Source organism: Klebsiella quasipneumoniae subsp. quasipneumoniae (assembly GCF_020525925.1).
In the GTDB taxonomy this organism is placed as follows: Bacteria; Pseudomonadota; Gammaproteobacteria; order Enterobacterales; family Enterobacteriaceae; genus Klebsiella; species Klebsiella quasipneumoniae.
On record NZ_CP084876.1, the window covers coordinates 4,508,683 to 4,530,503 of the forward strand.

At 58.8% G+C, this 21,821-nt stretch carries 21 protein-coding genes and 1 pseudogene; 8 read left to right on the top strand and 14 right to left on the bottom strand.

Translation table 11 applies throughout. The annotated features are described in order from the left end of the window. Positions 1-16: 16 nt before the first annotated feature. From citF to citC, 4 genes are read right to left on the bottom strand one after another with little or no spacing between them, the layout of a single operon-like run. Entirely contained in the window at positions 17-1,543 is a 1,527-nt protein-coding gene (gene citF, locus LGM20_RS21665; protein ID WP_032429096.1) for a citrate lyase subunit alpha, read from the bottom strand. A 10-nt stretch (positions 1,544-1,553) separates the two neighbouring features. Next, positions 1,554-2,423: a citrate (pro-3S)-lyase subunit beta gene (citE, locus tag LGM20_RS21670; protein ID WP_044520983.1), complete on the bottom strand. Its 870-nt coding sequence runs from the start codon at positions 2,421-2,423 to the stop codon at positions 1,554-1,556. After that, a complete protein-coding gene (gene citD, locus LGM20_RS21675; RefSeq protein ID WP_023291940.1) occupies positions 2,420-2,713 on the bottom strand; it encodes a citrate lyase acyl carrier protein in 294 nt (97 codons plus the stop codon). Before citD ends, citE begins: the two co-directional genes overlap by 4 nt. A 30-nt stretch (positions 2,714-2,743) precedes the next feature. After that, positions 2,744-3,772, bottom strand: coding sequence for a [citrate (pro-3S)-lyase] ligase (citC, locus tag LGM20_RS21680; RefSeq protein WP_044520982.1), 1,029 nt, complete (start codon positions 3,770-3,772; stop codon positions 2,744-2,746). A gap of 256 nt (positions 3,773-4,028) precedes the next feature. On the opposite strand from citC, the gene citS reads away from it, so the two are divergent. The 6 genes from citS to citB all read left to right on the top strand — a co-directional run bounded on the left by citS (position 4,029) and on the right by citB (position 11,374). After that, positions 4,029-5,369 carry a citrate/sodium symporter CitS gene (gene citS / locus LGM20_RS21685; protein WP_023291938.1) on the top strand — a complete coding sequence of 447 codons (1,341 nt, stop codon included), beginning with the start codon at positions 4,029-4,031 and terminating at the stop codon, positions 5,367-5,369. A 160-nt stretch (positions 5,370-5,529) separates the two neighbouring features. Further along, positions 5,530-5,781 (top strand): oxaloacetate decarboxylase subunit gamma, encoded by a 252-nt coding sequence (locus LGM20_RS21690; protein ID WP_044520980.1) that lies wholly within the window; start codon positions 5,530-5,532, stop codon positions 5,779-5,781. A gap of 15 nt (positions 5,782-5,796) precedes the next feature. Further along, entirely contained in the window at positions 5,797-7,566 is a 1,770-nt protein-coding gene (oadA, locus tag LGM20_RS21695) for a sodium-extruding oxaloacetate decarboxylase subunit alpha (RefSeq protein WP_224222683.1), read from the top strand. A 15-nt stretch (positions 7,567-7,581) separates the two neighbouring features. Further along, the gene (locus LGM20_RS21700) at positions 7,582-8,883 is read left to right on the top strand and encodes an oxaloacetate decarboxylase subunit beta (protein ID WP_023291143.1); all 1,302 of its coding nucleotides are present in this window, start codon (positions 7,582-7,584) and stop codon (positions 8,881-8,883) included. Between the two features lie 165 nt (positions 8,884-9,048). Then, positions 9,049-10,677, top strand: a complete 1,629-nt coding sequence (gene citA / locus LGM20_RS21705; RefSeq protein ID WP_044525324.1) for a citrate sensor histidine kinase CitA — start codon at positions 9,049-9,051, stop codon at positions 10,675-10,677. Beyond that, a complete protein-coding gene (gene citB, locus LGM20_RS21710; protein ID WP_044525323.1) occupies positions 10,670-11,374 on the top strand; it encodes a citrate response regulator transcription factor CitB in 705 nt (234 codons plus the stop codon). Before citA ends, citB begins: the two co-directional genes overlap by 8 nt. Positions 11,375-11,379: 5 nt before the next feature. Here citB and LGM20_RS21715 read toward each other — a convergent pair whose 3' ends face one another. Continuing rightward, positions 11,380-12,009 (bottom strand): serine-tRNA(Ala) deacylase AlaX, encoded by a 630-nt coding sequence (locus LGM20_RS21715; protein WP_044525322.1) that lies wholly within the window; start codon positions 12,007-12,009, stop codon positions 11,380-11,382. 92 nt (positions 12,010-12,101) lie between these two features. On the opposite strand from LGM20_RS21715, the gene LGM20_RS21720 reads away from it, so the two are divergent. Then, complete coding sequence (locus tag LGM20_RS21720; protein ID WP_032452406.1) at positions 12,102-13,031, top strand: LysR family transcriptional regulator; 930 nt, start codon at positions 12,102-12,104, stop codon at positions 13,029-13,031. Here the strand turns inward: LGM20_RS21720 and LGM20_RS21725 are convergent. From LGM20_RS21725 to LGM20_RS21760, 8 genes and pseudogenes are all read right to left on the bottom strand, one after another. After that, positions 12,979-13,344, bottom strand: a complete 366-nt coding sequence (locus LGM20_RS21725) for a DUF805 domain-containing protein (RefSeq protein ID WP_044525321.1) — start codon at positions 13,342-13,344, stop codon at positions 12,979-12,981. The two genes, LGM20_RS21720 and LGM20_RS21725, sit on opposite strands and share 53 nt — an antisense overlap. A 29-nt stretch (positions 13,345-13,373) precedes the next feature. Beyond that, positions 13,374-14,288 (bottom strand): ribonucleoside hydrolase RihC, encoded by a 915-nt coding sequence (gene rihC, locus LGM20_RS21730; protein ID WP_044525320.1) that lies wholly within the window; start codon positions 14,286-14,288, stop codon positions 13,374-13,376. 68 nt (positions 14,289-14,356) lie between these two features. After that, the gene (gene ispH / locus LGM20_RS21735; RefSeq protein ID WP_002887979.1) at positions 14,357-15,307 is read right to left on the bottom strand and encodes a 4-hydroxy-3-methylbut-2-enyl diphosphate reductase; all 951 of its coding nucleotides are present in this window, start codon (positions 15,305-15,307) and stop codon (positions 14,357-14,359) included. 1 nt (position 15,308) lies between these two features. Beyond that, complete coding sequence (gene fkpB, locus LGM20_RS21740) at positions 15,309-15,758, bottom strand: FKBP-type peptidyl-prolyl cis-trans isomerase (RefSeq protein WP_023291927.1); 450 nt, start codon at positions 15,756-15,758, stop codon at positions 15,309-15,311. 116 nt (positions 15,759-15,874) lie between these two features. Then, on the bottom strand, positions 15,875-16,375 hold the full coding sequence (gene lspA, locus LGM20_RS21745) for a signal peptidase II (RefSeq protein WP_023291926.1): 501 nt from the start codon (positions 16,373-16,375) through the stop codon (positions 15,875-15,877). Beyond that, positions 16,375-19,191: an isoleucine--tRNA ligase gene (gene ileS, locus LGM20_RS21750; RefSeq protein WP_044525330.1), complete on the bottom strand. Its 2,817-nt coding sequence runs from the start codon at positions 19,189-19,191 to the stop codon at positions 16,375-16,377. Before ileS ends, lspA begins: the two co-directional genes overlap by 1 nt. A gap of 43 nt (positions 19,192-19,234) precedes the next feature. Next, positions 19,235-20,173, bottom strand: coding sequence for a bifunctional riboflavin kinase/FAD synthetase (ribF, locus tag LGM20_RS21755; protein ID WP_004204236.1), 939 nt, complete (start codon positions 20,171-20,173; stop codon positions 19,235-19,237). A gap of 7 nt (positions 20,174-20,180) precedes the next feature. Further along, a pseudogene (locus LGM20_RS21760) lies at positions 20,181-20,386 on the bottom strand (DUF2575 domain-containing protein); the annotation flags it as partial. 116 nt (positions 20,387-20,502) lie between these two features. Between LGM20_RS21760 and rpsT the strand changes: the two are divergent. Then, positions 20,503-20,766: a 30S ribosomal protein S20 gene (gene rpsT, locus LGM20_RS21765; RefSeq protein WP_002887965.1), complete on the top strand. Its 264-nt coding sequence runs from the start codon at positions 20,503-20,505 to the stop codon at positions 20,764-20,766. Between the two features lie 109 nt (positions 20,767-20,875). Here the strand turns inward: rpsT and nhaR are convergent, their stop codons facing one another. Further along, on the bottom strand, positions 20,876-21,772 hold the full coding sequence (nhaR, locus tag LGM20_RS21770; RefSeq protein ID WP_023291923.1) for a transcriptional activator NhaR: 897 nt from the start codon (positions 21,770-21,772) through the stop codon (positions 20,876-20,878). Positions 21,773-21,821 lie beyond the last annotated feature (49 nt).

Sequence of the window (21,821 nt, forward strand, 5' to 3'; positions counted from 1 at the left end):
CCTTTCCCCTCTGCGCTTAGTCGCTGTTTTTCACCTGATGGATCACATCGATGACCGAACCGTCGCGATAGCGGACTACCGCCACCACCCGATCGGTAAATTCGATCGCTTTCGGTTTGCCCGTCAGCAACTCCGCGCGCTGCTGCAGTTCCTCTATGGTCATCAGCGCAATACCGGCGTTGCGTAAATTGTCGATCAGGTCCTGGCGCGCCGGGTTTACCGCAATGCCATGGTCGGTGACCAGCACATCCACGCTGGCTCCCGGCGTCACGCGGGTCAGCACCTTTTCCACGACGCAGGGAATGCGGCCGCGAACTAACGGCGCGGTAATGATGGTCAAATCCGCGCCGGCGGCGGTATCGCTATGGCCGCCTGACGCGCCGCGCAGCACGCCATTGGAGCCGGTCATCACGTTGACGTTAAAGTCGGTGTCAATTTCCAGCGCGCTGAGCATTACCACGTTTAAGCGCTCGCAGGAGGCCCCTTTGGAACCCGGGCTGGCATACTGATTGGTAGAGATTTCGACGTGGTTCGGGTTCTGCGCCAGCGAGCGCGCCGCATCGCCATCGAACGACTGGGTGTCGAGCAGCGTTTTAATCAGCCCTTTCTCATGCAGATCGACCATCGTCCCGGTGATGCCGCCAAGGCCGAAGCTGGCGGTGATACCGTTGCGGCGCATTTTGTCTTCCAGGAAGCGGCTCACCGCCAGCGAGGCGCCGCCGGTACCGGTCTGCAGCGAGAACCCCTCTTTAAAGTAACCGGAGTGTTCGACCACTTTCGCCGCCTGGCGGGCGATCAGCAGCTCGCGCGGATTGCTGGTCAGACGAATGGCGCCAGCGGTGATTTTTTCCGGATCGCCTACTTCGTCCACCTGAACGATCAGATCCACCTGATCCTGGGCGATACTGGCCGGGTAGTTAGGGTAGTCCACCCACTCTTCGGTCAACAGCACGACGCATTTGGCATGTTCCGCATCAACGCGCGCGTAGCCCAGCGAGCCGCAGCGCGACTTACCGCTAAAGCCGTTGGCATTGCCAAACTCATCGCAGCAGGGAACGCCGAGGAACGCCACGTCAATGGACAACTCACCGCTTTGGATCAGCTGTACGCGACCACCGTGAGAGTGGATCTGCACCGGATTTTCCATCAGCCCGGCGGAGATCTCCTCGCCGAGCTTCCCGCGCAGGCCGGAGGTGTAGATCTGGCGGATCACGCCGTTTTTAATATGCTCGATCAGCGGCCAGTGAGCGTCGATAAGCGAACTGGACGCCAGGGTCAGATCGCGAAAGCCCATCTCCGCCAGCTTCGCCACCACCATATTGACCACTTTGTCACCGCCGCGAAACGCGTGGTGGAACGAGATGGTCATGCCGTTTCGCAGGCCGGAACGACGGATTGCCGTTTCCAGCGAGTCGCAGATTTTACGCCGCCGCTTTTCCGTCTCACTGGCCAGCCATGGGCTTTTCGCCGTCACGCCGCTGTAAGGGGTCAATCCTTCCGGCATCACATACTGCTGATTAAGCATTGCTACTGTCTCTTTCATCTTATTCCCCTTAATCACGAATACCGGAAGCTGAAAGCGCCACCACTTTGCGCGCGTGGTCGATAATCGGTCCATCGATCATCTTGCCGTTCAGCGACACCACGCCCAGACCGCGCGACTCTGCCTCTTCCGCCGCGGCAATCACCTCCAGCGCATGGTCGACCTCTTTTCGCGTCGGGGCATAGACCTGGTGCAGCAGTTCGATCTGGCGCGGGTTGACCAGTGATTTCCCGTTGAAGCCGAGGTTCTTCGCCAGATTCGCTTCCGCGAGGAAGCCCTCTTCATTATTAATATCCGACCACACGACGTCATAGGCGGCGATGCCGGCGACCCGCGCAGCATGCAGCACGGCGCAGCGGGCATAGAACAGCTCAATGCCGTCGCCGCGGGAGGTGCCCATATCCATAACGTAGTCGAAGGCCGCCAGCGCGATGGCCGACAGACGCGGGCTGGCGCGGGCGATCTCGACCGCGTTTACCACCCCCAGCGCCGACTCGATGGCCGCCATAAGCCTGGTGCTACCCACTCCCCGGCCGCACTCGCGTTCAATCCGCTCAACGTGGGCTTCCAGTTCATGAATATCTTCTTTGCTGTCGGTTTTCGGCAGACGTACCATGTCCACACCCGCACGTACCACCGCTTCCAGATCGGCCAGACCAAACGGCGTATTTAGCGGGTTAATGCGCACCACGGTTTCGATATCCTGATACAGCGGATGCTGCAGCGCCTGATACACCAGCAGGCGAGCGGTATCTTTCTCGCGCAGCGAAACGGCATCTTCAAGGTCGAACATCACCGCATCGGCGCCGTAAACGAATGAAGTACTTAACATGGCGGCATTGGCGCCGGGGATAAACAGCATACTGCGACGTGGTTTCATAGCTGGCTCCATTGCAATTGAGACTGTTGCGCCGCGCGCAGGGCCGCAGCCTGAACCCGGGCGCGCAGAACGCACTCCAGCGCCCCTTTATCATCCACCACCACGTTGGCCTGGCTAACGCCGAGCTGCGTCAGGGTTTCTCTGACCACCTGCTCAATCGCATCGCCAAACTGCTGCTTCACAATGCTGTCGATCTCCAGTTGAATGCCCGGCTGCGTCGCCGGCCCAATCCTGACCATCACATCGCTGGACTCCAGCGTGCCGGCCAGGGCGTCAATCTTCATTTCCATAGAGGCAAATCCTTTGTTATGGCGTAAAAATCAGGCGGTTTGATGTTCGCTTTCCGCCAGTTGCATCAGAAAAGAGAGGGTTCCCGGCGGCACCAGCGCCGCCACCGCCTGCCAGTTGCGCTGCCGGTACAGTTCGCGCACCCTGGAAGCCGATATCGGCCCGCCGTTTTTTTCGATCCGCGCCAGCTCAACCACTTCAACAGGCGGCGCGTCGCCTGGCGCTGCCAGCAACGCTTTCATACGCTGGTTATAATGGCGGGTCAGCGAACACAGCGGCTCAGTGCCGACAAAACGATGGGTTATCTTCAGCGCCGGGGCTAAATGTTCGCGGAACAGCTGGAGATCGATCTGGTTGTGGCAGTCATCCACCACCCCCTGTTCTTTGAGGAAGTAGCCGGGGAAGGTGGCCCGCGAGATGAGGTATGCCGAACCGGGATGCAGCGTTACCTTGTCGATGCCGGCAATCCCTTTTTCGATTAGCGTGTAGCGATCCTGATATGTGAAACGGGAGGCATCCTCTTTCACCACAAACAGGTGTAGCCAGTCGCACTGACGGGCCGCCTGCTCCACCAACCAGCGGTGGCCGAGCGTGAACGGGTTGGCGTTCATCACGATAGCGCCGATTTTGCGTCCCGGCTGACGGTACATCGCCAGCTGGCGGCAGTAGCGGGTCAGCCGTTCGCGGCTATTTTCCAGTAACACGGCGAGATCGCCGGCCTGCGCGATTGGCCAGAATCCGGCGCCGGCAAAGAGCGCGGCGTTACAGGGCTTAGTGAATAAAAACAGTTCACTGCGCCCCAGCTCGTAGGCCAGGGTGAGTAATTCTGTCAGTAGCTTAAGGCTCAGCCCCTCCCCCTGCAGCGAGGGGTCGATAGCGATGCACTTCAGGACGTTGCCGGCGATGGCGCCGCAGCCGACCAGCCGCTGCTGATACTCGGCGACAATGGCCATTTCGCAATCAGCCTCTAATGAGAGCTGATGCTGACGGAGAAAGAGGTCAATCGCCTCTCGCCGCGATTTATCCTTCCGTAGCAGAACGCGTTTTAATATCAGAGTCATTTTTTAGCGCTTCGTTATTCCAAAACGACCTGTATTTCGCCAGCGTTCGGCTATCGATTCTTGTATTTAAATCACAATTTTTCCCGTCGCTTAATTGGCTTTATGGTTTTTATGTTGTTAATTCATTCAGCATAATAAAAATAATTAAATTAATTAAAAACACGAGTATTCAGTGAAGGTTATCACACCTTAACACTGAGTCTATTTATTACTATGCGCCGGTCTTATTACTTCATTGATAAACAGGATAACGTTTATGACTAACATGAGCCAGGCTCCGGCGACGGAGAAAAAGGGCGTAAGCGACCTGCTGGGATTTAAAATCTTCGGCATGCCGTTACCCCTTTATGCGTTTGCGTTAATTACGCTATTACTTTCCCACTTCTTTAATGCGTTACCCACCGACCTGGTTGGCGGCTTTGCCATTATGTTTATTATCGGCGCCATCTTTGGCGAGATTGGCAAGCGGCTGCCGATATTTAATAAATATATTGGCGGCGCGCCGGTGATGATCTTCCTCGTCGCCGCTTATTTCGTTTACGCAGGCATTTTTACCCAAAAAGAAATTGATGCAATCACTAATGTGATGGATAAAAGCAACTTCCTGAACTTATTCATCGCAGTTTTGATAACTGGCGCCATTCTCTCGGTTAACCGTAAACTGCTGTTGAAATCGCTGCTGGGTTATATTCCGACGATCCTTATGGGGATCCTCGGCGCATCTATCTTCGGGATTATCATCGGCCTGTGCTTCGGTATTTCCGTAGACCGCATCATGATGCTGTACGTCCTGCCGATTATGGGCGGCGGCAACGGCGCAGGCGCGGTTCCGCTGTCTGAAATTTATCACTCCGTCACCGGCCGCTCCCGTGAAGAGTACTACTCCACCGCGATTGCCATTCTGACCATCGCCAATATCTTCGCCATCGTTTTTGCCGCGCTGCTCGATATTATCGGTAAAAAACACACCTGGCTGAGCGGGGAAGGCGAACTGGTACGTAAAGCCTCCTTTAAAGTTGATGATGATGAAAAAGCAGGCCAGATTACCCATCGCGAAACGGCAGTCGGCCTGGTGCTCGCCACCACCTGTTTCCTGCTGGCCTACGTCATTGCCAAGAAAATTTTGCCAAGCATTGGCGGTGTCTCAATCCACTATTTCGCCTGGATGGTGCTGATCGTCGCGGCGCTGAACGCTTCCGGCCTCTGCTCGCCGGAGATCAAAGCCGGGGCCAAACGCCTGTCTGACTTCTTCTCTAAGCAGCTGCTGTGGGTACTGATGGTCGGGGTCGGCGTGTGCTACACCGACCTGCAGGAAATTATCGACGCGATTACCTTCGCGAACGTCATCATCGCTGCGGTAATCGTCGTGGGTGCTGTCGTCGGGGCGGCCATCGGCGGCTGGATGATTGGCTTCTTCCCGATCGAATCCGCCATCACCGCAGGCCTGTGCATGGCTAACCGCGGCGGCTCAGGCGACCTGGAAGTGCTCTCTGCCTGTAACCGTATGAATCTTATCTCTTATGCGCAAATCTCCTCCCGTCTGGGCGGCGGTATTGTGCTGGTCATCGCCAGCATTGTGTTCGGCATGATGATGTAACCAACACGCACGATGGCGATGTTTGAGCGTCAACCACAGCGATGCCAGTTAGGGGCCAGAGCCGGGGGCGGCTTCGGGAAATCCCCCCTACTCCTTAGCCGGAAGTATCGTTTGGTTAACCTTCAAACACGCCGTCGTGCCCTTACTTTAGGGTCTTTCAATGACTGAAGCTGTACTGCTGGGTGAAGGCTTCACCCTGATGTGCCTCGGCATGGGGTTCGTGCTGGCGTTTCTGTTTCTGCTGATTTTCGCCATCCAGGGGATGTCCGCCGCCGTCAACCGCTTCTTCCCCGAACCGGCTGCGGCGCCGAAAGCGACGCCACTGCCCGCCGTTGCGCCCGCCGGCGACTTCGCCCGCTTAACGCCGGCGATTGTCGCCGCCATTCACCACCACCGCCGTCTTCACCCTTAATTCACGGAGGAATTCATGACCGTTGCCATTACCGATGTCGTCCTGCGCGACGCCCACCAGTCCCTGTTCGCCACCCGTCTGCGTCTCGACGATATGCTCCCCGTCGCCGCTCAGCTTGACGACGTCGGCTACCGCTCGCTGGAGTGCTGGGGCGGCGCCACCTTCGACGCCTGCATCCGCTTCCTCGGCGAGGACCCGTGGGTCCGCCTGCGCGAGCTGAAAAAGGCGATGCCGAAAACCCCGCTGCAGATGCTGCTCCGCGGCCAGAACCTGCTCGGCTATCGTCACTACGCCGACGACGTGGTCGAACGCTTCGTGGAGCGCGCCGTCAAAAACGGCATGGACGTCTTCCGCGTCTTCGACGCCATGAACGACCCGCGCAACATGCAGGCCGCCCTGCAGGCGGTCCGCAGCCACGGCGCCCACGCCCAGGGCACCCTGAGCTACACCACCAGCCCGGCCCACACCCTGCAGACCTGGCTCGACCTCACCGAACAGCTGCTGGAGACCGGCGTCGACTCCATCGCGATTAAAGACATGTCCGGCATTCTCACCCCCGGCGCCGCCTTTGAGCTGGTCAGCGAAATCAAGAAGCGCTATGACGTCAGGCTGCACCTGCATGCTCATGCCACCACCGGCATGGCGGAGATGGCCCTGCTGAAGGCCATTGAAGCCGGCGTCGACGGCGTCGATACCGCCATTTCCTCGATGAGCGCCACCTACGGCCACCCGGCCACCGAAGCGCTGGTGGCCACCCTCGCCGGCACGAAATATGACACCGGGCTGGATATCCACAAGCTGGAGAGCATCGCGGCGTATTTCCGCGAGGTGCGTAAGAAGTACCACGCCTTCGAGGGCCAGCTGAAGGGCACCGACAGCCGCATTCTGGTGGCCCAGGTGCCGGGCGGGATGCTCACCAACCTCGAAAGCCAGCTGAAGCAGCAGAACGCCGCGGAAAAACTCGACCAGGTGCTGACGGAAATCCCCCGCGTGCGCGAGGACCTCGGCTTCATCCCGCTGGTCACCCCGACCTCGCAGATTGTCGGCACCCAGGCGGTGCTCAACGTGCTGACCGGCGAGCGCTACAAAACCATCGCGAAGGAGACCGCCGGTATTCTGAAAGGTGAATACGGCCGCACCCCGGCGCCGGTGAACGCCGCCCTGCAGGCGCGGGTGCTGGACGGCGCTGAGGCCATCACCTGCCGCCCGGCGGACCTGCTGAAGCCGGAGCTGGCGCAGCTGGAAGCCGATGTGAAGCGCCAGGCGCAGGAGAAGAATATTCAGCTGGCGGAGAACGCCATCGACGATGTGCTCACCGTGGCCCTGTTCCCGCAGCCCGGCCTGAAGTTCCTCGAAAACCGCCATAACCCGGCGGCCTTTGAACCGGTGCCGCAGCTGGAAGCCGCGCAGCCTGCTCCTGCCCCGGTAAAAGCCGCCGCCTCCGGTATCTACACCGTGGAAGTGGAAGGCAAAGCCTTTGTGGTGAAGGTCAGCGACGGCGGCGACGTCAGCCAGCTGACGGCGGCCACCCCGTCTTCCGCACCGGTTCCTGCCGCCGCCCCGGCCGGCGCCGGCACCCCGGTCACCGCGCCGCTGGCGGGCACTATCTGGAAAGTGATTGCAGGCGAGGGTCAGAGCGTGGCCGAAGGCGAGGTGCTGCTGATTCTGGAAGCCATGAAGATGGAGACCGAAATCCGCGCCGCCCGGGCCGGGACCGTCCGCGGTATCGCGGTGAAAGCCGGCGATGCGGTGGCGGTCGGCGACACCCTGCTGCAGCTGGCGTAACGACGAGGAGCGGAAATGGAAAGTCTGAACGCCCTGATTCAGGGGATGGGGCTGATGCACCTGGGGTTCGGCCAGGCGGTGATGCTGCTGGTCAGCCTGCTGCTGCTCTGGCTGGCGATTGCGAAGAAGTTCGAGCCGCTGCTGCTGCTGCCGATTGGCTTCGGCGGCCTGCTGTCGAACATCCCGGAGGCCGGCCTGGCGCTGAGCGCCCTGGAGAGCCTGCTGGCCCACCACGACCCGGCGCAGCTGGCGGTGATTGCCGCGAAGCTCCACTGCGCGCCGGACGTCCACGCCATTAAGGAGGCGCTGGCCCTGGCCCTGCCGTCGGTGCAGGGGCAGATGGAGAGCCTGGCGGTGGACATGGGCTACTCCGCCGGGGTGCTGGCCATCTTCTATAAGGTGGCGATTGGCTCGGGCATCGCGCCGCTGGTGATTTTTATGGGCGTCGGGGCGATGACCGACTTCGGCCCGCTGCTGGCCAACCCGCGCACCCTGCTGCTGGGGGCGGCGGCGCAGTTCGGTATCTTCGCCACCGTCCTCGGGGCGCTGACACTCAACTACTTCGGCCTGATTTCGTTCACCCTGCCGCAGGCGGCGGCCATCGGCATCATCGGCGGCGCCGACGGCCCGACGGCCATCTACCTGTCGGGCAAGCTGGCGCCGGAGCTGCTGGGGGCCATCGCGGTGGCCGCCTACTCCTACATGGCGCTGGTGCCGCTGATCCAGCCGCCGATCATGAAGGCGCTGACCACGGATAAGGAGCGGAAGATCCGCATGGTGCAGCTGCGTACGGTGAGTAAGCGGGAGAAGATCCTCTTCCCGGCGGTGCTGTTGCTGCTGGTGGCGCTCCTGCTGCCGGACGCCGCGCCGCTGCTGGGGATGTTCTGCTTCGGCAACCTGATGCGCGAGAGCGGGGTGGTGGAGCGGCTGAGCGATACGGTGCAGAACGCGCTGATCAACATCGTGACCATCTTCCTCGGGCTGTCGGTGGGGGCCAAGCTGGTGGCGGACAAGTTCCTGCAGCCGCAGACCCTGGGGATCCTGCTGCTGGGGGTAATCGCCTTCTGCGTGGGGACCGCCGCCGGGGTGCTGATGGCGAAGCTGCTGAACAGGTTCAGTAAGAACCCGATCAATCCGCTGATCGGTTCAGCCGGGGTGTCGGCGGTGCCGATGGCGGCAAGGGTGTCGAACAAGGTGGGTCTGGAAGCGGACGGGCAGAACTTCCTGCTGATGCACGCGATGGGCCCGAACGTGGCGGGGGTGATCGGCTCGGCGATCGCCGCCGGGGTGATGCTCAAGTACGTGCTGGCGATGTAGGCCGGCGTCCTCCCCGGAGGCGTGGCCGTTGCCCCGCCTCCGGGTCAGGATTAACAACGCCCCTTTTCCATCGATCACTTTTCTGAAATTAGCGGTTCTGTGCGCCATCTGCGGGTTCTCGGGCCGCGAAACGGGGAAACTAATCATTTAATGTCTATTGGCACTATGTATACCCGAAAAATCACCCACTGGTTTGCCAGGCGATCGTTTCAGAATCGCATCTTCCTGCTGATCTTATTCACCTCGACGATCGTTATGCTGGCGATGTCATGGTATCTGACCGACATTACCGAAGAGCGTCTGCATTACCAGGTCGGGCAGCGAGCGCTGATTCAGGCAATGCAGATTTCGGCGATGCCGGAGCTGGTCGAGGCGGTTCAGAAACGCGACCTCGCCAGAATCAAAGCGCTTATCGACCCCATGCGTTCGTTCTCCGACGCCACCTATATCACCGTCGGTGATGCTAACGGCCAGCGCCTCTATCACGTCAACCCTGATGAAATCGGCAAATCGATGGAGGGCGGCGACAGCGATGAAGCACTATTAAACGCGAAAAGCTACGTGTCAGTGCGCAAAGGCTCGCTGGGCTCCTCGCTGCGCGGTAAATCACCGATTCAGGACGAGACCGGCAAGGTGCTTGGCATTGTGTCGGTAGGCTATACCATTGAACAGTTAGAGAACTGGCTCAGCCTGCAGATAAGCTCGCTGCTGATCCCGATGGCGATCATGTTACTGCTCCTGCTCTACTGCGCCCGCCGCTTCTCGTTGCATATCAAAAAGCAGATGCTGAATATGGAACCCCAACAGCTGTCGCAGCTGTTGATCCAGCAAAGCGTATTGTTTGAATCCGTGTTCGAAGGGCTTATCGCCATCGACTCCCGTTACAAGATCACCGCGATTAATCAGACTGCCCGCCGGTTGCTCAACCTGAGCCAACCGGAAACGACGCTTATCGGTAAAGGGATCAGCAGCGTGATTTCGCAGGAGGCTTTCTTCTACGATGCGCCGCAGACCAATAAAAAAGACGAGATCGTCACCTTCAATCAGATCAAAGTGATCGCCAGCCGGATGGCGGTGATCTTAAATAATGAGCCACAGGGCTGGGTGATCAGCTTTCGTAGTAAAGACGATATCAACACCCTCAGCCTGCAGCTTAGCCAGGTACAACAATATGCCGATAACCTGCGCGCCGTGCAGCATGAGCATCGCAATCTGATCTCCACCATCGCCGGCCTGCTGTTTCTTAAACGCTACGATCATGCGCTGGATCTGATCCAACAGCAGTCGGAAAGTCACCAGAAGGTCATCGATTTTATCGCGCGTAATTTCCAGGACAACCACCTGGCCGGGCTGTTGATCGGCAAATATTACCGGGCCAAAGAGCTTGGACTTGAGCTGATTTTCGATCCGGCCTGCTTCGTCGACAGATTACCCACCGCCCTTTCTCACAACGAATGGATCTCGATCGTGGGGAATCTGCTTGATAACGCCTACAATGCCAGCCTGCAACAGCCGCAGGGCTCAAGGCAGATAGAGTGCCTAATCAACAGTGACGGCCACGAGGTGATTATCGAGGTCGCCGATCAGGGATGCGGCATTGACGAGACGCTGCGCGATCGGATCTTCGAGCGCGGCGTCACCAGCAGCGTCAGCAAAGATCATGGCATCGGACTCTGGCTGGTTCGCAGCTACGTGGAACAGGCAGGCGGCAGCATCGTCGTCGAAAATAACATTCCTTTTGGCAGCATCTTTACTCTTTATATTCCCCTGACCCGAGATGAACATCATGGATAGCATCACCACTCTTATCGTTGAAGACGAACCTATGCTGGCGGAGATCCTGGTGGATAACATCAAACAGTTTCCCCAGTTCGACGTCATTGGCATTGCGGATAAACTCGAGAGCGCCAGGAAACAACTCAGACTGTATCAACCGCAGCTGATCCTGCTGGATAATTTCTTACCTGACGGCAAAGGTATCGACCTGATCCGCCATGCGGTCAGTACCCATTACAAGGGGCGGATTATCTTTATTACCGCTGATAATCATATGGATACCATCAGCGAAGCACTGCGCCTGGGGGTGTTCGACTATCTGATTAAGCCGGTGCACTATCAGCGCCTGCAGCACACCCTGGAGCGCTTCGCTCGCTATCGCAGCTCGCTGCGTTCCAGCGAACAGGCCAGCCAGATCCACGTCGATGCGCTGTTTAATATTCAGGCTCGGGAACAGACGGAACCGGCCAGCGCACCGCTACGCGGGATCGATGAAAGCACCTTTCAGCGCGTACTCCAGCTGTTTGCCGACACGGGGGTGGTGCATACCGCCGACTCGCTGGCGCGTATCCTTGGCAGCAGCAAAACCACCGCCCGCCGTTATCTGGAACAAGGGGTGAAGAACGACTTTCTGGAAGCGGAAATCAGCTACGGCAAGGTTGGTCGACCGGAGCGTATTTATCGCGGCAAACAGACCTCCCCTGAGCAGGTCTGAAACGTTTACGCCAGGGAATAGCTGACCACCAGCCGCCCCTTCTTCATCTTAATCTGACTGATAAGAATGTCGCCCAGCTCCGCCAGGCGGGCGACATGTGTGCCACCGCAGGGATAGGCGGGCAGTTCGCCAAACCCCACCATGCGCAAACCCTCAGCGAAGATCACCTGACGCGGGAGGTCCTGCGCCTGCCATGCCTTCACCTGGCTCAACAGCGCGCTGGCGTCGGGTATCACGGCGTGGTTCCCGCCGGTGAAAGCGATCCGCCCCTCGCCAGGCCAGTGGTGCGCTTTCACCGGTTGCCAGCCAAGCTGTTCGCCCGCCAGGCCAAGCAGGTGGCCGGCGGAATGCAGGCGGGCATGCAGGTGTCTCGCGGAGGCATCTATTCTCATCTCCACTTCACCGAGGGGAAGCGGTTGCGACAGAATATGCAGCACGCTGTCGCCGCGCACAATAACCGTCTCAACGGCCTGACCAGCTATCCAGCCGCGATCCGCCGGTTGACCGCCCCCTTGCGGGTGAAACAGCGTCCGATCCAGTTCGATGGCGTAGCGGCCATCCGCTTCCGCAGTGCAGGCGATGATCTGGGCGCGCCCATCAGTAGCGTCGCTGGTGTAATAAACCCGTTCAGTCATAGTGATTCTCCTCTCTGTCCGCCCAGTATATTATTAATACCGACAGCGATAATCCTATCACCAGCCAATGCACTCTTGCTCCGGGAGCACAAATGAATCTCAGCCTCCTGCCCGACCTTGCCCTTTTCGTCCAGATCGTCGACCAGGGCAGCTTCTCCGCCGTCGCCCGCCAGAGCGGCATTACCCCTTCCGCCGTTAGCCGCAGCGTGTCGCGGCTGGAGCGAGAGATGGGCTGCAAACTGCTGCAGCGTACCACCCGCAAGCTGCGTCTGAGCGATGCCGGGGAAACGGTGTATCAGCATGCCCAGCAGATGCTGGAAGCGGCGCGACAGGCGATGGATTCCGCCGGCAGTCGCCAAACGGTCGCCCAGGGAAAGCTGACGCTCAGCGTACCGAAAGCCGTCGGCCGCTTCGTGATCCATCCGCTGATGATGGCGTTTTTTCAGCGTTACCCGCAGGTTGACGTCTGCCTGCGGCTGGAAGATCGCCCTCTGGATTTTATCGATGACGGTATCGATCTGGCGTTACGCATCACCGATACCCCCTCGCCCGGTCTGCATGGCAAACCGTTGATGCCAGTCACGCACGTTATCTGCGCCACTGAGGTCTATTTACAGCGCCACGGTATGCCGCGCACGCCGCAGGAACTGCGCGCGCACAGCTGCATCAGCCTTGGCGAAACGCCCGCCGACGCGCGCTGGAAGTTCCGTCGGGAAGGGAAAACCGAAACGGTGCAAACATACGGGCGGTACGCCGCCAACCATACCGCCGTGCGCCTCGACGCGGTCAGGCAGCATTTAGGGATCGGCAGCCTGCCGCTGTTCACCGCCCGCGAGGCGCTGGCGAATGGCGACATCGTGCAGGTGCTGCCCGAATGGGAATTTATCAGCAGCTACTCCGGCGATCTGTGGCTGCTCTGGGCGGGAGATAAGCATATGCCCGCCAGAATGCGGGCGATGATTGATTATCTCAGCGAGACGGTGCCGGCGCTGAACGCAGGCAGCATAGCGCCAGCGAAATAACCGCAAACCACGGAATGATAACCCCCAGCACGAACCAGAGCCCGGAGCGGCCGATATCATGCATCCGCCGGCAGCCGATCGCCAGCAGAGGGAGAGTCATCAGCAGCAACCACAGCGCAGCAAAGGGAATAACAACAAAACTGAGGATGCCGTATTGAGGGTTAAAGCTGGTTGCCAGCCACCAGACGGCCAGCGGCGCGCTGGCGATCAGTATATTGATAAGAAAAAACGTCCAGAACTGCTGTCGGCTGGCCCGGCCGCTAAAATTAAAGGTCTCTTTCCAGCCGCTTAAATACGCCTGTCCATAGGTCATCACTTCTCTCCTTGAAGATTGGGTGAGTATCACGGCGCCAGGGCGATCACCTCCGCCGCCCAGCGCTGAAACCCGTCGACATCGATATCCAGCGCCACCTGGGCATTGGCCGGCTGGCCCAGTCGCCCTTCGATATCCACCACCGTGGCGCCGGCGGTCCAGGTTCCCTGCGTCTCCACCGCCACAAAACACGGCTGTAGGGTGAACAGTTCCGGGCGGACCAGCCATGCGATAGCGCAGAGATCGTGCATTCTCAGACCACTACTCATGCTGCCGCTACGATAGTGGCTAAACAGCGCATGGAGCATTTTACCGGTCTGATTCAGCGTCGGCAGGGTCGCCAGATAATCCGCCGTCAGCAGCGCCCGATTGGTGACGTCCAGCCCGCACATGATAATCTCCAGCCCGCTGTGGAAGACTTTCGCGGCGGCTTCCGGGTCGATGGCAATATTGAATTCGGCATTCGGCGTAAAGTTGCCCCGGCCCGCCGAGCCGCCCATGATCACCAGCCGGCGAATGTTGAACAGGCATTCCGGATACTGGGTCAGCAGCAGCGCAATATTGGTCAATGGGCCAATCGCCACCAGAGTGATCGGCTCGGCAGCATGCATCAGCGCATCGCGGATCGCCTGGAAGGCCGGCTTCGCCAGCGGCTGCCGGTGATGCTCAACAAAGTCATACCCTTCCATACCGGATTCGCCATGCACCGAGGCGGCATCGCGCAGGGGACGCACCAGCGGCATCGAGGCGCCCTGCGCCAGCGGCACATCGGCATGCCAGAAGTGCAGCAGCTGCAGCGCGTTACGGGTCGTCTTCTCTACCGAGACATTGCCCGCCACGGTGGTCATCAGTTGCAGATCCAGCTCAGGGGCGAACAGCGCCGCGGCAATAGCGGCAGCATCGTCGATGCCCGGGTCTGTATCAAGAATGATCGGTAAGCGCATGGTTTCTCCCTAAAAAAAAATGCCAGACGTTAAGTCTGGCATCTTCTCATACTGCTGACGGAAAGAACTTACTCTACTTCACGGACATCCACACGCAGCTCTTTCGGCACTTCAAAGACGATATTCTCTTCCCGGCCTTCCAGCGGTACGGCTTCGCCGCCGCCCAGCTCCTGCAGGCGGGTAATGACGTTCTGCACCAGAATATCCGGCGCCGACGCGCCCGCCGTCACGCCAACGCAGGCCGCATCCTTGACCCACGCTTCCTGAATATCGGAGGCATCGTCAATCAGGTAAGCCGCCTTACCCATCCGCTGCGCCAGTTCGGCGAGACGGTTTGAGTTGGAGGAGTTTTTCGAACCAACCACCAGCACCACGTCAGCCTGCTCCGCCAGCGCGCGCACCGCTTCCTGACGGTTAGTGGTGGCATAGCAAATGTCGTCTTTGCGCGGGCCGACGATTTTCGGGAAACGCGCGCGCAGCGCGTCAATCACATCCGAGGTATCATCCACCGAGAGGGTGGTCTGGGTCATAAACGACAGCCGGGCGTCGTTTTTGACTTCCAGCTTGAGAACGTCTTCCGGCGACTCGACCAGGTACATGCCCCCTTGCGGGTTATTATACTGCCCCATCGTGCCTTCGACTTCCGGGTGCCCGGCATGGCCGATCAGAATCGACTCTTCGCCACGGCGGCTGGCGCGGGCGACTTCCATATGCACTTTCGTCACCAGCGGACAGGTGGCGTCGAACACCGTCAGATCGCGGCTCTTCGCTTCATTCCGTACCGCCTGCGATACGCCGTGAGCGGAGAAGATCAGGATCGCGCCATCCGGTACTTCGCTGATCTGTTCGATAAAAATGGCGCCGCGCTTGCGCAGGCTATCCACCACATAGCGGTTATGCACCACTTCATGACGAACATAGATCGGCGCGCCGTACAGCGTCAGCGCGTTTTCTACAATGCTGATAGCGCGGTCAACGCCAGCGCAAAAGCCGCGCGGGTTAGCCAACAGGATCTGCATGTTAATCCTCCAGCGCCGGATCGATCTCCAGCACTTCAATATCAAAATGAACGGTGCGCCCGGCCAGCGGATGGTTGAAGTCGACGGTGATGGAATCGCCGTTCACTTCACGGATCACGCCAGGCATTTCGCTGCCATCCATTGCGGTAAAGAGCATAATCGCGCCGATCTCCGGCTCGCCGGCGTCGATAAACTCGCGGCGAGAGAAATACTGAATCAGGTCCGGGCTCGGGACGCCAAATGCGGCGTCAGGCTCCAGCGAAAAGGCCTTTTTCTCGCCCTCTTTCAGACCAAGAAGCTGTTGCTCCAGCCCCTCAGACAGGGAGGTGTCGCCGAGGCGAAACAGCGCCGGTTTGCCATTGTTACGGGTGGACTCGGCGGTGGATCCATCGTCCAGCTTCAGCGTGAAGTGAACGAGAACCGCGCTGTTGCTCTGTACGGATTTAGACATGCAAATTGCTCGCTTGTTTTCGATCTCCTGGTGCCCGGAGGCGCTACGCTTACCGGGCGACGGGAGACCACACATTCTGTAGGCCGGGCTGACTTGGCGCCACCCGGCATTAACATTTACGCCTGCTCTTTTGCGGTCGGTTTCGGCAGGAAGCCTTCCAGCACAATCATCGCCGCGCCGATGCAGATAGCGCTATCGGCGAGGTTGAAAGTGGCGAAGTGCCAGTCGCCGACGTAGAAGTCGATCATATCGACCACAAAGCCGTGCCACAGGCGATCGAACAAGTTGCCCAGCGCGCCGCCGATAATCAGGGCGTAGGCAATATTGTTCAGCTTTTGCGTCGCCTTCGAACGGTACATCAGCACCGTCAGCACCACGCAAATGCCGATGGCGATCCCGGAAAAGAACCAGCGCTGCCAGCCGCCGCTGTCGGCGAGGAAGCTAAAGGCCGCGCCATAGTTGCGGGCATAATGCAGATTAAGCGACGGGAACAGCGGAACCGTCTCCCCCAGAGCGAAGTTCTGGAGGATCAGGAATTTGCTGCCCAGATCGATAATCAGCACGGCTACGACCACCCACAGCCAGCGTAGCCCCGTTGAACAGATCGATTTACTCATCAGGCGAATTTACGTTGCTCGCCGTCACCGGCGACGTTGCTCACACAGCGTCCGCAGATTTCCGCGTGTTCCGCCACCTTGCCGATATCGGTGGTGTAATGCCAGCAGCGCGGGCATTTCTCACCTTCAGCTTTGCTCAATGCGACTTTCAGTCCTTTGAGCAGTTCGCTCTGCTGCGCATCAGCAGGCGCGCTCGCATAGTCTGCGACGTTCGCCCCGGAGGTCAACAGGACAAATCGCAATTCATCGCCCAGCGCGTTGAGCTTAGCGGCCAGATCGGCATCAGCATACAGCGTCACCGAGGCTTCCAGCGAGCCGCCGACTTTCTTATCCGCACGCGCCTGTTCAATCACTTTGTTGACTTCGCCACGGACTTTCAGCAGCTCATCCCAGAAGCCGTCATTCATCGCTTCGTCGTCGGCCAGACCGAAGAGACCTTGATACCATTCGCCGGTAAAGACGTATTTCTCACGCTCGCCCGGCAGGTAACCCCAGATTTCGTCCGCGGTGAAGGACATGATCGGCGCCATCCAGCGCACCAGCGCTTCCACGATGTGGAACAGCGCGGTCTGACAACTGCGACGCGCCACGCTGTCCGCCCTGGCGGTGTACTGACGGTCTTTGATGATGTCGAGATAGAACGAGCCCATCTCAATGGAGCAGAAGCGCATCAGGCGCTGCACCACTTCGTGGAAGTCGTAGGATTCGTAGGCTTTCAGGATATCTTCCTGTGCCGCCTGCGCGCAGCCGACCGCCCAGCGATCCAGCACCACCATCTCTTCCGGTTTGACCATGTCTTTTGCCGGATCGAAACCGTTCAGGTTGGCCAGCAGGAAGCGCGCGGTGTTACGGATACGACGATAGCTGTCCGCGGCGCGTTTGAGGATCTCGTCAGAGACCGCCATTTCGCCAGTGTAGTCGGTGGAAGCCACCCACAGGCGCAGGATATCGGCGCCCAGCTTGTTCATCACGTCCTGCGGGCTAACGGTGTTGCCGATAGACTTGGACATTTTGCGGCCCTGACCATCGACGGTGAAGCCGTGGGTCAGTACCTGACGATATGGCGCTTTGCCTTTCATCGCCGTGGAAATCATCAGAGAGGACATGAACCAGCCGCGATGCTGGTCGGAGCCTTCCAGATACATATCGGCGGCGTGACCGGCGAATTCCGGACGCACGTCAACCACGGAAGAGTGGGTCGACCCGGAGTCAAACCAGACGTCGAGGGTATCCGGCACTTTCTCGTAGCTGTCAGCGTCATCGCCAAGGATGTCGCGGGAATCGAGATCCCACCACGCCTGGATGCCGTCGACTTCAACACGCTTCGCGACTTCTTCCATCAGCTCAAGGGTACGCGGGTGCAGTTCGTGGGTTTCTTTATGCACGAACAGCGACATCGGCACGCCCCAGGTACGCTGACGGGAGATGCACCAGTCAGGACGGTTGGCGACCATCGATTCGATACGCGCCTGGCCCCAGTCCGGGATCCACTGCACGCCTTTGATCTCTTTCAGCGACTGCGCGCGCAGACCTTTCTGATCCATGCTCACGAACCACTGCGGGGTGGCGCGGAAGATGATTGGCGACTTGTGGCGCCAGCAGCACGGATAGCTGTGCTGCATTTTTTCCACATGCAGCAGCGCGCCGCGCTCACGCAGCATCTCAACGATGATATCGTTGGCTTTGAAGACGTTGATACCGTCCAGAGACGGATAGGTGCCTGGCAGATAAGCCCCGTCCGGGCCAACCGGGTTAGCGATTTCCAGACCGTATTTCTGGCTGATCGTGTAATCGTCCGGACCGTGGCCGCCGGCGGTATGCACCGCACCGGTACCGGCATCCAGCGTCACGTGGTCGCCAAGGATCGCCGGCACGTCGAAATCGAGGAACGGGTGCTGGAAACGCATCAGTTCAAGCTCGGCGCCGTTCACCGCCGCCAGGATGGTGTAATCGGCCGCGCCAACGCGCTTCATCACGCTCTCAACGAGGTCTTTCGCCAGGATCAGCGCCTGGCCGTCCACCTGCACCAGCGCATAGTCGAACTCTGGCGATAGGGAGATGGCGCGGTTAGCCGGCAGGGTCCACGGGGTGGTGGTCCAGATAACCAGCGACACCGGGCCGTTGACGTCGGCGACGCCGAATTTCGCCAGCACCGCGGCTTTATCTACCGCGTGGAACGCCACGTCGATGGATGGAGAAGTCTTGTCGTAATACTCCACTTCCGCTTCCGCCAGCGCGGAACGGCAGTCTACGCACCAGTGCACCGGCTTGGCGCCTTTATGCAGGTGGCCGTTGCCGATGATTTTACCCAGCGCGCGAATGATGTTGGCTTCGGTTTTGAAGTCCATGGTCAGATACGGATGCGACCAGTCGCCCAGCACGCCGAGGCGGATGAAATCTTTACGCTGCCCCTCGATCTGCAGAGCGGCATATTCGCGGCATTTGGCGCGGAATTCTGCGGCGGTGAATTTCTCGCCCGGCTTGCCGTATTCCTGCTCTACTTTCAGCTCGATCGGCAGACCGTGGCAGTCCCAGCCTGGAACGTAAGGCGAGTCATAGCCCGTCAGTCCTTTGGACTTAACGATAATGTCTTTCAGAATCTTGTTAACCGAGTGACCAATATGAATACTACCATTCGCATAAGGAGGGCCATCATGCAGAATGAAGGTTTTTTTGCCTTTTTTGGCTGCACGAATGATGCCGTACAGGTCATCATCGGTCCAACGCGCCAGCATTCCCGGTTCGCGTTTGGCGAGGTCGCCACGCATAGGGAACCCTGTTTCCGGCAAATTCAGGGTCGATTTATAGTCACTCATCAGATTCTCGGTTCCGTATTTCGGTTTGATAAACACCAGTGGCTCAGGCCTGGCTGGTCAGCCCAAATAATTCGCGGGCCGTTAACTCATCACGTGCGATTTGCGCCTTCAGCTCGTCGAGCGACGCAAACCGCTGCTCATTACGTATCTTTTTACGCAGTACTACATTGATATGGCGACCGTAGAGGTCCATTACAACGTCCAACAGATGCACTTCGAGCTGCTGACGCACGCCCGCTACCGTTGGACGGGTGCCAATATTGGCGACGCCGGCGATCGGCTTGTCGCCCAGCCCTGTCACTTCTACCGCATAGACCCCTTTAACCGGGGAAACCTGACGACGCAGCGGTAAGTTCGCCGTCGGAAAACCTATGGTACGGCCCAGTTCGTCGCCATGCACGACGCGCCCGGAAATGCTAAACGGATGGCCGAGCAGCGTCTCCGCCAGCAGGAGATCGTCATCGGCCAGCGCCTGACGCACCGCCGTGCTGCTGATCCGCACCCCGCCTTCGCAGAAGGTTTGGGTGCTGGTGACGTCGAAGCCGTATTCCGCCCCCGCCTTTTGTAATAACAAGAAATCCCCCTGGCGACCAGCGCCAAAGCGGAAATCGTCACCGACGGCAAGGAACTGCACGCCCAGGCGGCGCACCAGCAGTTCACTGATAAAATCCTGCGCCGTCAGCGCGGCGAACCGGCGGTCGAAGCGAACGCACAGCACATAGTCGACCCCGCTTTCAGCCAGATAGCTCAGCTTTTCACGCAGGCGGGTCAACCGCGCCGGGGCTTTATCGGCGGCAAAAAGCTCGAGCGGCTGGGGTTCGAAAATCATCACCACCACCGGTAAACCGCGCTGGCGGCCCTCTTCGCGCAAGCGCTGCAGCAGCGCCTGATGCCCACGATGCACGCCGTCAAAATTGCCAATGGTCAGCACGCACCCGTGCGGGGCCTGACTGAGATTATGTATGCCGCGTATCAGCTTCATGTCTGGCTCAAAACAGTGAAAATCGTCCGAGTATACCTTGTACAACTGTCAACGTTAACCAGCGATTGCTCCTCGGCAACGAAAGTTCTCAGGAATTCATTCACTCAGCGCGAGTCAGCGGGAAAACCGCCCGCCCCCGGCGATTTTTATGGTGGAAAAGCTGTATTCGCCTGCAACAAGCTGGTAGAATCTTGCGCCATCACTACGTAATGAAGCGCTGTGGTGTTAAACGGCGCTTATTTGCACAAATCCATTGACAAAAGAAGGCTAAACGGGCATATTCCTCGGCCTTTGAATTGTCCATATAGAACACATTTGGGAGTTGGACCTTGGCTAATATCAAATCAGCTAAGAAGCGCGCCGTTCAGTCTGAAAAGGCTCGCAAGCACAACGCTAGCCGTCGCTCTATGATGCGTACTTTCATCAAGAAAGTATACGCAGCTATCGAAGCTGGCGACAAAGCTGCTGCACAAAAAGCATTTAACGAAATGCAACCGATCGTGGACCGTCAGGCTGCTAAAGGTCTGATCCACAAAAACAAAGCTGCGCGTCATAAGGCTAACCTGACCGCTCAGATCAACAAACTGGCTTAATCGCTGCTTGTTGTCGCTTTGTGAAAAAACCCGCGAAAGCGGGTTTTTTTATGCCTGTCATCTTTCCCGTCCTGGCGCGACCTGAGCCACGCCAGCCCACGCTTTCCGGCTATCTGGGTTCAGTAAACAGCGACGAATAATCGCGATTGCAGATGCGCTGTACCGCCGGATGCTGAATCATCCGTTCGGCGAAAATGGCGTGATACTCCTCCATCACGCTATCCATGCGGCCAATTTCGACAATCGATTCATCATGGTAGAAATCATGCGCGTAGAGCGTCGGCGCGACAAAAATCGCATTATGCGCGGCGCCGAAGGCTTTCATGAGCGCCGCGTCGTCAAACTCGCCGAGGATCTCCACCTTCAGCCCCTGCACGTTAATCCAGTTCAGCAGCTTACGTCCCAGCATCGAGCGTCGACCAGGGATCAGCAGCCGTCGCTCTTCAAGACAGGCCGGGAACGGCTTCATTGGCGCCGGGTTCATGCACCAGAAGCTGACGCTGCACTCGCCAATCTTCACCGAAAACAGCCCTTCCTGCTGCGTCGAGTCGATCGGGCAGTCAGAGATAATCATATCGAGCTTATGCTGGCTCAGCTGCTCCAGCAGCAGCTCATGGGTGGATTCAAAACAGCGCAGATGGATCTGCTCGCTTTCGACAACGGCGGCATCCAGTACGCCGCTGACCAGCCGTTTCGATAGCGCATCGGCCACGCCGACGTCAAACAGCAGATTCGACTCTTTGCGGTAGTTGACGATGTCGAGCATCTCCTGGCTCAGGGTAAACATCCGGTCGGCGTAGCGAAAGACCAGCTCCCCGAGCTCGCTCGGCTCCAGCCCTCTTCCCTTGCGCTTAAATAACTTTCCCTGCAGACGCTCCTCCAGCGCTTTGATCTGCCCGGTAATGGTTTGCGGCGTCAGAAACAGCGCCTCCGCCGCGCCCACGACAGACCCTTCTTTATAGACGTGCCAGAAGTAGTACAGATGGTTGTAGTTGATATGTGACATGCTTCTCTCCCTGATAATGTCCAGGAGAGCCTGGCTGGCCCTCCTGCAG

Bases quoted from the DNA above. Each gene is read 5' to 3' on its own strand.
- citF (WP_032429096.1), bottom strand. From the start codon at position 1,543: ATGAAAGAGACAGTAGCAATGCTTAATCAGCAGTATGTGATGCCGGAA.
- citE (WP_044520983.1), bottom strand. From the start codon at position 2,423: ATGAAACCACGTCGCAGTATGCTGTTTATCCCCGGCGCCAATGCCGCC.
- citD (WP_023291940.1), bottom strand. From the start codon at position 2,713: ATGGAAATGAAGATTGACGCCCTGGCCGGCACGCTGGAGTCCAGCGAT.
- citC (WP_044520982.1), bottom strand. From the start codon at position 3,772: ATGACTCTGATATTAAAACGCGTTCTGCTACGGAAGGATAAATCGCGG.
- citS (WP_023291938.1), top strand. From the start codon at position 4,029: ATGACTAACATGAGCCAGGCTCCGGCGACGGAGAAAAAGGGCGTAAGC.
- LGM20_RS21690 (WP_044520980.1), top strand. From the start codon at position 5,530: ATGACTGAAGCTGTACTGCTGGGTGAAGGCTTCACCCTGATGTGCCTC.
- oadA (WP_224222683.1), top strand. From the start codon at position 5,797: ATGACCGTTGCCATTACCGATGTCGTCCTGCGCGACGCCCACCAGTCC.
- LGM20_RS21700 (WP_023291143.1), top strand. From the start codon at position 7,582: ATGGAAAGTCTGAACGCCCTGATTCAGGGGATGGGGCTGATGCACCTG.
- citA (WP_044525324.1), top strand. From the start codon at position 9,049: ATGTATACCCGAAAAATCACCCACTGGTTTGCCAGGCGATCGTTTCAG.
- citB (WP_044525323.1), top strand. From the start codon at position 10,670: ATGGATAGCATCACCACTCTTATCGTTGAAGACGAACCTATGCTGGCG.
- LGM20_RS21715 (WP_044525322.1), bottom strand. From the start codon at position 12,009: ATGACTGAACGGGTTTATTACACCAGCGACGCTACTGATGGGCGCGCC.
- LGM20_RS21720 (WP_032452406.1), top strand. From the start codon at position 12,102: ATGAATCTCAGCCTCCTGCCCGACCTTGCCCTTTTCGTCCAGATCGTC.
- LGM20_RS21725 (WP_044525321.1), bottom strand. From the start codon at position 13,344: ATGACCTATGGACAGGCGTATTTAAGCGGCTGGAAAGAGACCTTTAAT.
- rihC (WP_044525320.1), bottom strand. From the start codon at position 14,288: ATGCGCTTACCGATCATTCTTGATACAGACCCGGGCATCGACGATGCT.
- ispH (WP_002887979.1), bottom strand. From the start codon at position 15,307: ATGCAGATCCTGTTGGCTAACCCGCGCGGCTTTTGCGCTGGCGTTGAC.
- fkpB (WP_023291927.1), bottom strand. From the start codon at position 15,758: ATGTCTAAATCCGTACAGAGCAACAGCGCGGTTCTCGTTCACTTCACG.
- lspA (WP_023291926.1), bottom strand. From the start codon at position 16,375: ATGAGTAAATCGATCTGTTCAACGGGGCTACGCTGGCTGTGGGTGGTC.
- ileS (WP_044525330.1), bottom strand. From the start codon at position 19,191: ATGAGTGACTATAAATCGACCCTGAATTTGCCGGAAACAGGGTTCCCT.
- ribF (WP_004204236.1), bottom strand. From the start codon at position 20,173: ATGAAGCTGATACGCGGCATACATAATCTCAGTCAGGCCCCGCACGGG.
- nhaR (WP_023291923.1), bottom strand. From the start codon at position 21,772: ATGTCACATATCAACTACAACCATCTGTACTACTTCTGGCACGTCTAT.